A 12240-nucleotide genomic window follows, 5' to 3' on the forward strand; every position below is an offset into this window, starting at 1 on the left:
TGAACGATTTAGAACTGATTTTCACAATGCTTGGTGAAGCATCTACTACAAGAATTGCAAAAGATAAAGATGCTCAAGGATTTATCGAAAACAAAGAAGCGGCAAAGAAAGGCGGAATAGTTGGGGGTGTAGCTAGAAAAGAACTTGAACAGCAAAGTGTTAGAAAAGTATCTACTCCAGAGAATTATCTTACTGAACCTGAAAAAAAGAAAAAACTCCCGCGTCAGAAATAAAAAACTCACATCTCTACAAAAAGTTATACTTTTTTGACATTATTCACAATCATAAGTTTCATTATTAATATAAACAACATTATTTTCTTTCCTTAAACAATTCATTTCACCAAGCTTAATCCCGTAAGGATTATCAATCACAACGTTGCGTGAAATTTTACGAATCACCGTATTATCTTGGAGAGTATATTTAACAATTATTTCAGGTATTAATACATCGCTTCCACCGCAATCAACATGATTATTTCTAGTATTATCTAAAACATCTTTGTAACTTGCATAGAAAGCGCAAATTTTAACTTCATATTCTTTATTAATTAAAGTAGCAGGCAGTTCAAAGACTCGCCTAAACCCGTTTTCAGTAAATGCAGTATTATCAATTTCTGTAAGTATTACCTGGCTGATTTCTTCCAATAAGACCATATCGGAATTTTTAGCAAAATCAAGTGTCCTTTCTTGAATTGCGCCCATATAAATCAGGAATACAAATAACATAAAAGCAACTAAAATAGTAAATTCAGTAGAAACTTGGGCCTTTCTCATCTTAAATAATGTCAAGTTCAACATATTCCTGCGTAATAATAACTATTTTTTTTGCTCCGCCCGAATATTGTGCAGGTTCAAAACTTACGGGGTACCCGGTTTTTCCTTTAATTTTAAGTGGTGCCTGAGTTGAAAATACAATTTCATTTGATCCTTGAGTGAATGTAATCTCGCAATATTTTGGAGGGTTATAATCAGTTTTGCAATTAATGCCTAAATTGTCTATACCTGACGGCATACTAATATCCAAAGTTATCTTTGACCCTTTTCCTAAAAAATAAGAATTTTCAGCGTTATTAACAATCGCATTACCTATATCAGTAAACCTTGCAGTTCCTATCTGTTCAAGAGATGATTGAGAATAAGAATAATACAAAAAAATTCCAGGAACAAGCAGTAAAAATAATACACCAATCACTAGCACATATTCCATTGCAAATTGCGCTTTTTTATTTGAAATGTTATAACTGGAGATAACCATTTATAAAAATTAAGCTTAATTAATATATAAATGTTGGTGAAATATGTAAGTGCATAGCACTGCCAATCCGTGAAATTGTCTATTATATTATTTATGTAAGATACTATCTATGTAGGCTTAACTTACATTTATTATTTGATAGATAACATAACGGGCAAAAACTATGCACAGACTAAAATATAAATGTTGGTCAAATCAGAACTTCACACAAAAATCAATATAATAATAATTCATTTTTAAAATAAATAAGAATAATAAAAAAATAAGAAAATAAAAAGCTAAATTTAGCTTTCAATAGTAGTTATAACATCCCCTGATGCAGTATGTGTAAAAGCACCTGCAGTACCTTTATAATACACAAGTTTAGGAACTAATTTTACTTTTGTGCCTACTGTGCCCAGATTACAGCTGGTGGATGTTGAAACTGTGCCGCTTGCGCTATTTTGTATTACAACTGGTGGTATTAAATTTGCAGTACTAGAACCACATATTACTGATCCAGTTGCTGGATCTTCAACCCATGCTTTTGTTATTGTAATTTTATCACCTAAAGCATTCTTTATTAATAAAGTAGCACTAGCACTTTTAAACTGATGTTGGTTACATTCTAAACCTACCTGGAAAAAACATTTTTCCGGCAACACATTTGTTGGATTTAAAACTCCAAAATATGCTAAAGCTCCTATAACCACAAGAACTACTAAAATCGCCCAACCATAAGTCATTAAAAATTCCATAGCTGCTTGCGCTTTTTTATTATTCATTAATTATCACCTTTTTTATTGTTAATCTGATATTTAATTAATTTTAAGGGGGAATTTATATATAAAGCTTTCGCATGAAAACATCGCCTAATAATTTACAATGAACCTACAAATGAAGAGAATACCCAACCAAACAAAACCATTAATATGCTGTATATAATATAAGCCCCAAAAACATACATAGGGATATACTTTATCCCGCCACGAATGTCTCCTTTATTTATAATAGAAACTATCATCGCCGCAAAAAACGCAATTGTCATTAAAGCTAAACGTGAAAAAGTAATAAAATCCGGCAAAGCAATTGCAATGCTGATTTTTCCCATTACAGAAGACAGCGTAGCAGTTGATAATATATTTTTTGAAAAAGTGTCAATCATTGAAAGCAGATAATATGATAACGAGAAAAGTGATGGGGCAATGCCTAAAACAATGGCAGTAATAAATATGGTATAACTAATAGTATTTGCAATCATTCTTTCCTTTAAAGCAGTAGTCTTTTTAATGTCATCAATCACTTTATCAATCACATACGAAATTTCTCCCCCTCCACGCATACTTTCAGTTATCAATGAAAAAGCCCGTCTTAATGTAATAGAGTCATACTTATTTACAAAATCTTCAAGCGCGCTTACAATATCGTCACCGGTCATAACGCGTTTTGCCGCAATCTTGATCTCATTTGAAAGCACCCCGAATTCAGGCTTAATCGCTCTCCATAACGCCTTATCCAGCGTCATGCCCGTTTTTAAGTTGTCATTAAAAATGGATAAAAAATCAGCAAGCACGTCTTCCATTTCTTTGGTTCTTTGAAATATTTGAACATCAATATACACATAAACAATACCCATCATAACTAATGCTAAAATAAGTTCAGTAACAAAAATAAAAATGAATGTATATGCTAATGTTTTTAATAAGCCCAACCCAACAAAATATATTGGCCAAAGATATGCAAATAATAATCCGGTAATAATCACACTTATGTAAAACATTACTCCGAATATTGTATAGGGAATTTTATAGATACCAGCCTTTTCAAGATAACGCCTAAAAATGGGCCTAACAAAATCAGGAATAAACGCTTTACCAAAATCCTCTGCAAGGATAAAATAATCCCCCCATTTTTTTGTATTTTTCATTATTTCTTTCTATTTTCCATTATAATAATACTGCCGGCCTGATTGATTTATATAATGATATAAACATAAACTGCACAAATGCTATAATAAATATAATGAAATATAACACGTTTAACGGGATTATTATCCCGACAAAACTTGATATAATAGACAGCATTGTAATTCCAAGCGATGGCACAATAATCGCAAGCACCATATAAAAAAGAGTGATAGAATTTATTTTTCTTCCATACTTTTCAATTTCTGTGAAATATTCTTCATTAATTCCGTCTAAAATAACACTTAAACTTTTGGTCATGTCTGAACCAGTTTTGATAGAGTTAGAAATTTCCCATAATATTTTTCTAAGATTTCGGCAAGGATTATTTTTAATGGATTTATCAATTGCGTCTTCAATCTTTGCGCCGAAATGTATGTCCTGCACTATCTCGTTAAATACTTCCCCTGTTGCGCCATAACTTTTGGCAACACCGATTAACGAACCAAATAAAGGTTCACCGGATTGCACTTTAACAAGTAAATACCTGCCGGCAAATAATACGTTCTTATTAATCTCTTTTTCTCTTTGAGAGATATAAACAAAGGGTATATTAATTAAAAAAAAAAACACTAAAACAAAAATCACCGGCCCTAATAAAAATAGTAATAATAATGAGACACCATAAGACTTGAACAGCATCAGCAATAATAAAATTACGGCACCCATAATCATTATTGAAGTGAATAGACTTTCAGCCACATACCTTTCAGCTGTTTTTTTCATCCGCGCCATTAACAATTGCTGCTGTAAATTTGGAAGATAACTTACTATGACTGGCGCTATTTGTTTCATCATTTTGTTAGCACTCCATTATTTCTGTTTGCTTTTCTTACTGACTACTTTTTTTTGCAGTTTTGTATTATCCTTATCATTCTGCAATTCATTATTATCTTTATCAGAAGCTTTTTTTACATGTAATTCATTGTACGATTTTTTTTGTTTGGCTTCTTTTACACTATTTAAATAATATTTAGCTAGAATTAAACCAATCTGATTAATATCATTAATGTTCCTATTGACTAAATCTTTTAATATGCTTATTTTTTCTTTTAAATCATCATCGATATCCTTTTCACTCATTCCTGTGTAAAGGTTAAGAGTTTCGTATAAAGTTTTAGACTTATTTTTAGGGAACATCATATCTTTTTGAGCATCATACTGCATAATCACATTGGGATCTCCATCAGGCATAATCTCTGCAATTTGCAGAGTTCTTCTTTTGCCAGTACGCCTGTTCCTGTTTTGCACAAGTATTAAGTTTAAAGCAGGCAGCATTAATTTTGGAACATCAATCGGAGGATTTGTTAGCCTTGTCACTGTTTCACGCGCATTATTAGCGTGGATTGTGCCGTACACCGAATGGCCTGTATGCATTGCTTCAAACAATACTTCAGCTTCTTTTTGTCTTCTAATCTCTCCCACTAATATCCTGTCCGGTCTCATCCTTAAAGAATTAACTACTAGGTCCAGCATAGAAACTTCACCTTTTCCCTCCGGATTAGGTTGCCTGGTTTCCATTGGCACCCAATGTAAAGTTGTTGGCAATTTTAACTCTCTAGTATCCTCAATGGAAATAATTCTCTGATTGGGCGGTAAAAAATTACATAACACATTAAGCATAGATGTTTTACCTGAACCAGTTCCGCCAGCAATCAATACTGACATTTCGTTTTGTATCGCTAACCAAATTAAAGCTGCTGCTTCATAGGATATAGTATTTGCCTTTAAAAAATCAGTAATTGTCCATGGCCTGGCTGCAAATTTTCTGATGGTAATTGTATTGCCAAAATTCGAGATAGGGTTAAGTGTCGCATTAACCCTGTCACCCGTTAATAGATGCGCGTCCATTAATGGCGAGAGGATTGTAATTTGTTTGCCCACGTCTTTCCCTATCATAGTAGAATAATGCCTTATCTGTTCTTCAGATTCAAGCCGAACATTAGTTTTCAGCCATCCGTGAATCTTGTGATAAACCCATATTGGTTCTTTTGCGCTATTCACAACTACTTCTTCCAAATTAACATCTTTCAATAAAATTTCTAAATGACCCAACCCCAAATCTTGCTGAATCAGGTAAGTAGTTAGTAATTTTAAATTTTCATTATTAATGTTAGGAAAAAGTTTTTTAAGGAGCAATTCCATTTCTTCTTTAAATTTTTCTTTAACTTTTTGCATACCTTCAAAACCGCTAATTTCAATAGTTCCAACATTAACCTCAGAAACAAATTTTTGTCTTATTTTTTCAAGTATGACGCTTGTAGCTTTGCTAATATTTAAAATAGAAATTTCATAACTCGGCACAAAATCCTCTTCGCCTTGACTTATATTTACATCAACTAAAATACCATCTGCATCGATTTGATAAGAATCAATTTCTTTCAATATATTCACCTTTCATTTAAAGATTGTTTAGCCTTTTGCTTTATAACAAAAGCTTCTTCATTATCTGGCTCAATATTTAATGCTTCTTCAGCATCAGCCATTGCACCGCTATAATCAAATTCTTCAAGCTTTACTACTGCCGATGCAATTTTTTCATCAGCTTTTGAAAGCCGAATAGTGCCCTGGCCTTTTTTATCAAGGTTAATTTCTTCCATCATAGCCTTTGCAGGACCATAATTAGGATTAATCTTTGATACTTCTTTAAGATAAGCAATTGCTTTAGGATGATTTTTAATCGTAAAATAATTCATCGCTTTAATCATTAAATCATCAATACGATCCATTTTAAATTCTTCATCTGAGAGGGCAGGCAACTGCAACCTTTCAGTTGGAGCGATTTTTTTAACATTCATTTGAAAATTAAAAAGTTTGGATTTTGCATAATTAATTAAAGGCGCAGAGTTTGGAATTTGGGTTAATACATTTTCAACCATCCCGTTTGCTTCGCTCAAAATTGATTGCACATTAGAAACTTCATTTGATTTACTTGCATTTTCCAGCGTTTCAATCAATAAATAAAGTTTATACATTAAATAAATATTTTTGATTTCCTCTTTAAGGCGGGTTTTTTTAGATGCAAGCGCTAATGGAAGTTGCTGGTAAATTAAATAAATGCTTTTGTAAACATCAGGCAGTAAATTAAACCTGTCAGTACTGACAATTTCATAAGCATTCACTATTAATTTTAATAATGAGAAATATTTCTCTTTTGCATAACCTTCTAACTCTCCCAAAATTACCATATCCGAATGTGATACTATCTCAAAGTAAGTTTCATATATCATATTTCGCACTTGCACTTTAGTTTTATTAAATCCCTTTGGCAGTGAGTTATAACAATCAATACTTTCTTTATAATATTGAAACCCTAAATCAAAATTAGTTTTAGCAACGCATTTTTTGCCTTTTTCAAGATAAGATTGAATTTTTTTCTTTCCATTATGAATTGCGTCTAATGCCGAATCATTTTTTGCATTTGTAATCTCTTTATATGTTTTCAATATTTCATTTTGAATAATATGTTCGTTTTTAATAAACCCCTTGGGCATTTGGCTGTACAAACTTTTAATTTCCCCGTACCTTTGGATTGCGATAACAATTTCTTTATTTTTAAGCAAATCCTGAATCTCTAAAAGTAAGCCCCTGATGGATTTAAGTTTAGATTCTGCATCAGTCAATGAATAAAGTTTTTTAACATCGACAATTTGTTGGTGTATTTCTGCCAATTTTTGTTGCAAAACAACCTTTTCAGCAAAAAAACCTTCCGGTAATGCAGAATATGCCTCTCGCGCAAGAGAATAAGCCATCGTAGCTTCATCAACATTTTCTTTTTTAAGCGCCAACCTAATAATTCCTAATTGTCGCTCAATCAAATTAGATTTGTCTTTAAGCGTGTTTTTTGCGACTTTACTTTTTAAATTGTTTAGATTTTCATAGAACTCTAATACCTTTTTAGTCAAAATTATTTTTTCTTCAAAAAATCCGGGAGGCAATTGCTTATAAATTGCTTTAATACTACTGTATATTATAATTGATTTGTCTATTTCTCCGGACCTTAAATAGGTATAAGCCTCTTTTAACAATTTTAATATTTCAGATTGCTTGTTTACCATCTCTTCTTGAACTTTATTCTCAAGTGTTACAATAATCTCATTATTAAGTTTGATTAAATCATCTTCAATCTGCCCCATTTTCTCAAGAAACATTTCAGGCACTTTATTGAATGCATCATATAATTGTTCATACGTTTTTTTTGCTTTTTCAAATTCCCCTTTAACGACTGAATCGTGCGCAAGATTCATCAAATTTGCGACATCTTTAGGTTTTGTAATGCCTCTCTCTTCATCTAAGTCATTTAGAGAAAGTAAAGATTTTGCTTTTGCCAAAAGATTTTCATGTTCAGGCTCATTTAATATTCCTTCATCTCTTAATGTTTTTTTTAATTTGGGGGGCAGTACCCCCTTAGAAACAATCTCTTGATTACCAACCCACTGAATAAAGGGAGTAGTAAATTGATAACTTAATTTAATAAAACCTACTTCTTCAAAATAATGCGCCCATTCTTCAACAACCCCTGGTGATACTCCTAATTCTTTTGCGGCATCATTGATAGAAATATTTTTTCTATTTTGCAAAAGACTCATTAAAGAATCAACGTCAGTTTCCATTATTCCTTTTTTTTCAGACATCTCTATATATCGTTAGATTATTTATATATAAAGTTATTGTTTTACTGGTGCTGTCCGAAAAGTTCATTGTCTGTATATTTAGATCTAAAAATAAACTTAATATCTGCAAGAAGTTTTTTGCTAATCCAATTAAAAGCGAGCATACTAATTAATAATGGAACAACTCTAAAAAGCACCATTTTATGTGACGTCATATGAATAATAACATGCAGAAGCGTATAAAGAATCAATTACTCGCGACAATCAACACACTTGTGAAAAATGAGATTATATATTGAATTTAAAAAAAACATATTTAGTAAATATTCATTTTAGTAATGTCCCGCATAAAACAACTATAATCATAACTTACTTTTTACAGCTTTATCAGAAATAATTGCGCTATTTCCCGTAGGATCTTCAATAATAATTTTTAATGGTTCTTGACCCCATAATACTTTATTAAGTTTTTTTAATAAATTTTTAGCTTTTTTCTTTTTATCTTGGTCTTCTTCATTGTCACGTACGCTTTCAATCATATTCATAACTCGATTGATTACTCCTTCAATGTTAGTTATATAGCCATTTGAACTAGGTCCAGATTCAATTGTCATAATTCGAGGAATTTTTACAGTTGCTTGCGCAGATTTAACAACCCTAATTTTTAGATCTTCTTCACTATTAATTTCAATAGTAAATTTAGAAGGTTCATGAGTCTCAATTGCTTCAATATCAGATTTGTGGTATTTACATGCGCTGCAACTCATCGAAAAAATATACATCTTATTAAAATAAGGTACTTCAACTTCTTGTTCTATAAGGGTTAATGCATTTTCACTACAAATCGGACATTTTTCCCCTTTCAAAATTTCACCAGTTTCATCCATGCAAATAAAGAAAAGAAATAAGGTATAAAAACCTTGCGGAGTAATTTATAAAAAGTGAGAAAGGTTTGAACGAAGTTCATTACCTTGTAAAGGTTTGAACGAAGTCGTATTGGTCACCCTGTAGATGTTAACCGTTGGCTGTTAAGAATTCGGCTGTTTTAAGTCATTTTTGCAGAAAATTGTCCAAAATCTTGTTTCCACTCATGTTTGCTTCATCCATTCCATATTTTGAATGCTTCATCTTCGTATTTTTGAAAGTCTATTTTGGTACAGTTATTTACCTTGCAGAAATGGTTTGTGATATCCTCTTTTGTTAATCTTTCTTTTTTAAGCATATTTTCACCATCGGATGTATGTAACCATAAGCCAACGTGTTTAATCTTATGACAAAACCCACATAAGTGATGAATAGTATCTAATTTTTGTATGTGATTATCATCATCATAAATCCAGAATTCATGTGCTTCTAATCGAACATTTTCTTTTCCACAAATCCAGTATTTTCTGCCTTCTTTTATGAACAATTCACTCTTGAGTTCTTGCCATTTTTGAAGTTTATTCTGTTTTTTGTAATATTGGTAAATACTTGCATACCACACTGTTAAAGGAACAAGTTCAATAGTTAGCTTAAATTTATCAGTAGTCATTTTTATCAAAGCTTTTTGAAATTTTATATTTTGAATTGATTAGTTTTGCAGAAGATATTCTGCTTGTCCTAAATTTTCTTATTTCCTTTCGCAGATGGCAATATCCTATAGTGTATTTTGCTGAGGTATAGTATACATCGAGTTTTCTTTTTTTAAATTCTGCATTTTCCATGTTAAAATACTTAATCTCTACAGTTTTAGACTGCTTAAATGCTTTCTTGAGTGTAGTATAGACTTTTGAGTCAATATTGTTATTGTATGGATGATATTTTTTTCTTAGAAATTCTTTATCAATTTCATCTTTAGCTTCTTTGGGCAGACTGTGGTTAATCTTTTTTAGAATTGACTTAATTTGTTTTTTATCTATTGACGTCTCATATTCATCATCATAGCTGTTATAATCCTCTTCATCATTATTAGGTGTGTCTTCTTCGTATTTTTTTACGAGTTTATAGATTATCTGTAATTCAGAAGGAATCAGATGGAGTGATTCTGATTCATTTTTTGTCATCCTTTAACCTTCTCTTTTTTTGCGACTCGGATTCTTGAAGATAGTTGTCGGATGTTGCTATCTTCTCTCCACTTCTTTGCTCAAGTTCTTTTCTTGCTATGCCTGCAACAGTGCCGCCTTCAGCTGCAGCATCTTTATTTTCTATGAATCCTTTGGCATTCTTGTTTCTTGCAATTCTCGTAGTTGAAGCCTCACCAAGCATTGTGAATATAAGTTCTAAATCATGCATATGGTCTCTAAGGTTTTCATTTTTTAATCCTTTCAATTTCTTGTACTCAGTTGGAGTCATTCCAAATGTTGCTTTCGAAATTTCGGCTGTAAGAATGGCAAATTCTCTGTCTGCTATAACTCCTCTTTTCTTCCATTCATCAGTCAACTCATCCCTTATCGCAATGCCTCGGACTCTTTTCTCAATCCACTCTTCAGAATATCCTTTGAATTTGAAGATTTCCTTCATTCTCTTTTGAGCAAGTTCAGGATTCTCTATTTCCTTAACTCGGTCATAACCTACTTTTGCTAGCCACAGCTTAAATGGTTCAGCTTTGGGAGAAGGAATAGACTGGATAATCCTAAATGCTCCTTCAGTGTTTACGCAGTTTGTTTCCCTTTTCTTGCTATCTGGAGCAAGAAGCTCAAGTGGGGTACAAATTGTACCCCAGTTCGCATTCAGAACAGGATCACGGCTGCGCATCTTTTTGACATATTGTTTAGGATCAGCACTATCTGTAAGAATTGAGATTATATCCAAGATAGAGAACCACCACCCATTATTGTGCCAAGTTCTCCTTATGTTCTTTCCCTGAAAGACCACGATAGCTTTATTTGTGTCCATGTTTCAACCCCCCGAGCTTATAACACCTAATAAACGAGTTAACTCCATCTCAAATTCCCTAGAAACATCAGAAGCCCCACTTAATGCATGAGCGGTTTCATGTAAAAGTGTTCCTGCATAGTCTTTTAAATTTTTTAATTGATCACGCTTAATAATTATATTCGTTCCATCCCACAAACCTGAAGCTTCACTAAATGAATTATCTAATCTCATTGTTTCTGAAATTAATACTTGTTTGATGTTACGGGGTTTACCACCAATCAAATCAAAAATCTTGGTTGTTTTTTCAAATATTTCTTTCTCAGGCTTATTAAGTTTTGTTGGGTCAACAAATTTGAACTTAAAATTATCATTCCATTCTTGTGTATATTGCCCTAAGTCTCTAATAGGATTACCTGCATAATCTTTTGTGCCCCTGATTTTTTCCTTAACTGTTTCAGGAATTATCACAACTTGAAAACCGGAATTCTTTGCATCATCAACCATATTTCTGGCGTCAAACATTTCCATTGAAGTTAGAAATATTACCTTCTTCAAAGAATTTAATAGCTTACACGCGTGAACTGCAATGTCGATCCAAACAAGTTCATCATGACATTGACCAGAATCATATTTTGATAAATCTGATGTCAACAATTCAGCAACCTTTTCAGTTTTGCATTGTAAAAGAACATCTTTTACTCTTTGAGTGTATGCTGTCCTACCAACATTAGTTCTTTCTCTGTTCAGAGCTTTCCTCATTATTTTTGTTATTGAAGTAATATTATATGAAAACAAGAAGTTTTCTTCCTCTGCAATTAACAAACCTCCAACATATATTCTAGAGGTTTTACCTTTTATATAAACTTCTCCAACATCAGTCTTTTCCAATAAATTCTCATTAGAGAACATTAAGAAGAAATCTTTTACGGCAGCTATATGCTCATCTTTACAATTCTTTAATATAACTTTTGTACCAATAAATTTGACATCCTCAGTTTCTTCCGAACATCCGCTACTTAACGGTCAGACACGACATCTACGGGGTGACCAATACGGAACGAAGTTCATTACCTTATAAAGGTTTGAACGAAGTTCATTACCTTATAAAGGTTTGAACGAAGTTCATTACCTTAATCTAATTTTTCGGTTTTTTGCGTTCTGTAAATATTTGCAAAAGCAGGCGTTACACAAATCCAGTCATCACCAAATCCTGCTACATCTCCCCCAATAGCATCGCAGGTTTTTTTAATCTTATTAATTGCTCTTTTAAGCTCAACAATATCTTTATCTTTTAAAGGTTTAATATTAATAAGCGCAATAGTATTACCAACTCTTAATGAATCTAAAATATCACGCACGCCTTCAAAATCTTCAATAATAAATGGCCGTACTTGTACCTTTTCATTATTTTTCCCAAAAGATTCTGGCGCAAGTTCTACATAATCATCTACTAATTCCTCTGGTTCTTCTAATACTTCTGTACTAAATGTTCCCCCTAAACTTTCTTTTAACTGTGAAAAAAATCCCATAATTATTCCCCTCCTGCCCTCACATATTTAATATAATTA

14 protein-coding genes are annotated in these 12240 nt (G+C 32.2%); 1 reads left to right on the forward strand and 13 read right to left on the reverse strand.

Annotation, left to right across the window (positions count from 1 at the left end; genetic code table 11):
* Window positions 1–233 (forward strand): phage antirepressor protein (locus tag J4418_04475; GenBank protein MBS3113309.1); only part of this gene is annotated, 233 nt, incomplete at its 5' end.
* 39 nt (window positions 234–272) lie between these two features.
* On the opposite strand, the gene J4418_04480 is transcribed toward J4418_04475, so the two are convergent.
* From J4418_04480 to J4418_04540, 13 genes are all read right to left on the reverse strand, one after another.
* Window positions 273–800 (reverse strand): hypothetical protein, encoded by a 528-nt coding sequence (locus J4418_04480; protein ID MBS3113310.1) that lies wholly within the window; start codon window positions 798–800, stop codon window positions 273–275.
* Complete coding sequence (locus tag J4418_04485; GenBank protein MBS3113311.1) at window positions 778–1257, reverse strand: hypothetical protein; 480 nt, start codon at window positions 1255–1257, stop codon at window positions 778–780. The genes J4418_04480 and J4418_04485 overlap by 23 nt, the downstream gene beginning before the upstream one ends.
* Before the next feature lie 284 nt (window positions 1258–1541).
* Window positions 1542–2021, reverse strand: coding sequence for a hypothetical protein (locus J4418_04490; protein ID MBS3113312.1), 480 nt, complete (start codon window positions 2019–2021; stop codon window positions 1542–1544).
* A 95-nt stretch (window positions 2022–2116) separates the two neighbouring features.
* Window positions 2117–3163, reverse strand: a complete 1047-nt coding sequence (locus J4418_04495; protein ID MBS3113313.1) for a type II secretion system F family protein — start codon at window positions 3161–3163, stop codon at window positions 2117–2119.
* A gap of 19 nt (window positions 3164–3182) precedes the next feature.
* Window positions 3183–3998 carry a type II secretion system F family protein gene (locus tag J4418_04500; GenBank protein ID MBS3113314.1) on the reverse strand — a complete coding sequence of 272 codons (816 nt, stop codon included), beginning with the start codon at window positions 3996–3998 and terminating at the stop codon, window positions 3183–3185.
* 15 nt (window positions 3999–4013) lie between these two features.
* Window positions 4014–5585, reverse strand: a complete 1572-nt coding sequence (locus J4418_04505; protein ID MBS3113315.1) for a CpaF family protein — start codon at window positions 5583–5585, stop codon at window positions 4014–4016.
* Between the two features lie 5 nt (window positions 5586–5590).
* Window positions 5591–7834, reverse strand: a complete 2244-nt coding sequence (locus tag J4418_04510; protein MBS3113316.1) for a hypothetical protein — start codon at window positions 7832–7834, stop codon at window positions 5591–5593.
* A 341-nt stretch (window positions 7835–8175) separates the two neighbouring features.
* Complete coding sequence (locus tag J4418_04515) at window positions 8176–8700, reverse strand: ZPR1 zinc finger domain-containing protein (protein ID MBS3113317.1); 525 nt, start codon at window positions 8698–8700, stop codon at window positions 8176–8178.
* A 212-nt stretch (window positions 8701–8912) separates the two neighbouring features.
* Complete coding sequence (locus J4418_04520) at window positions 8913–9347, reverse strand: hypothetical protein (GenBank protein MBS3113318.1); 435 nt, start codon at window positions 9345–9347, stop codon at window positions 8913–8915.
* Window positions 9337–9858 carry a WYL domain-containing protein gene (locus tag J4418_04525; GenBank protein ID MBS3113319.1) on the reverse strand — a complete coding sequence of 174 codons (522 nt, stop codon included), beginning with the start codon at window positions 9856–9858 and terminating at the stop codon, window positions 9337–9339. The genes J4418_04520 and J4418_04525 overlap by 11 nt, the downstream gene beginning before the upstream one ends.
* On the reverse strand, window positions 9845–10690 hold the full coding sequence (locus tag J4418_04530) for a Bro-N domain-containing protein (protein ID MBS3113320.1): 846 nt from the start codon (window positions 10688–10690) through the stop codon (window positions 9845–9847). The genes J4418_04525 and J4418_04530 overlap by 14 nt, the downstream gene beginning before the upstream one ends.
* A 3-nt stretch (window positions 10691–10693) precedes the next feature.
* The gene (locus tag J4418_04535) at window positions 10694–11581 is read right to left on the reverse strand and encodes a hypothetical protein (protein ID MBS3113321.1); all 888 of its coding nucleotides are present in this window, start codon (window positions 11579–11581) and stop codon (window positions 10694–10696) included.
* Window positions 11582–11802: 221 nt separating this feature from the next.
* A complete protein-coding gene (locus J4418_04540; GenBank protein ID MBS3113322.1) occupies window positions 11803–12201 on the reverse strand; it encodes a cell division protein SepF in 399 nt (132 codons plus the stop codon).
* Between the last annotated feature and the right edge of the window lie 39 nt (window positions 12202–12240).

Source organism: Candidatus Woesearchaeota archaeon, assembly GCA_018303425.1.
Taxonomy (GTDB): Archaea; Nanobdellota; Nanobdellia; order Woesearchaeales; family JAGVYF01; genus JAGVYF01.

What these genes read in the sequence shown, in the direction of transcription:
- J4418_04480 (MBS3113310.1), bottom strand. Translation starts at nt 800, where the DNA reads ATGTTGAACTTGACATTATTTAAGATGAGAAAGGCCCAAGTTTCTACT.
- J4418_04485 (MBS3113311.1), bottom strand. Translation starts at nt 1,257, where the DNA reads ATGGTTATCTCCAGTTATAACATTTCAAATAAAAAAGCGCAATTTGCA.
- J4418_04490 (MBS3113312.1), bottom strand. Translation starts at nt 2,021, where the DNA reads ATGAATAATAAAAAAGCGCAAGCAGCTATGGAATTTTTAATGACTTAT.
- J4418_04495 (MBS3113313.1), bottom strand. Translation starts at nt 3,163, where the DNA reads ATGAAAAATACAAAAAAATGGGGGGATTATTTTATCCTTGCAGAGGAT.
- J4418_04500 (MBS3113314.1), bottom strand. Translation starts at nt 3,998, where the DNA reads ATGATGAAACAAATAGCGCCAGTCATAGTAAGTTATCTTCCAAATTTA.
- J4418_04510 (MBS3113316.1), bottom strand. Translation starts at nt 7,834, where the DNA reads ATGTCTGAAAAAAAAGGAATAATGGAAACTGACGTTGATTCTTTAATG.
- J4418_04515 (MBS3113317.1), bottom strand. Translation starts at nt 8,700, where the DNA reads ATGGATGAAACTGGTGAAATTTTGAAAGGGGAAAAATGTCCGATTTGT.
- J4418_04520 (MBS3113318.1), bottom strand. Translation starts at nt 9,347, where the DNA reads ATGACTACTGATAAATTTAAGCTAACTATTGAACTTGTTCCTTTAACA.
- J4418_04525 (MBS3113319.1), bottom strand. Translation starts at nt 9,858, where the DNA reads ATGACAAAAAATGAATCAGAATCACTCCATCTGATTCCTTCTGAATTA.
- J4418_04530 (MBS3113320.1), bottom strand. Translation starts at nt 10,690, where the DNA reads ATGGACACAAATAAAGCTATCGTGGTCTTTCAGGGAAAGAACATAAGG.
- J4418_04535 (MBS3113321.1), bottom strand. Translation starts at nt 11,581, where the DNA reads ATGTTCTCTAATGAGAATTTATTGGAAAAGACTGATGTTGGAGAAGTT.
- J4418_04540 (MBS3113322.1), bottom strand. Translation starts at nt 12,201, where the DNA reads ATGGGATTTTTTTCACAGTTAAAAGAAAGTTTAGGGGGAACATTTAGT.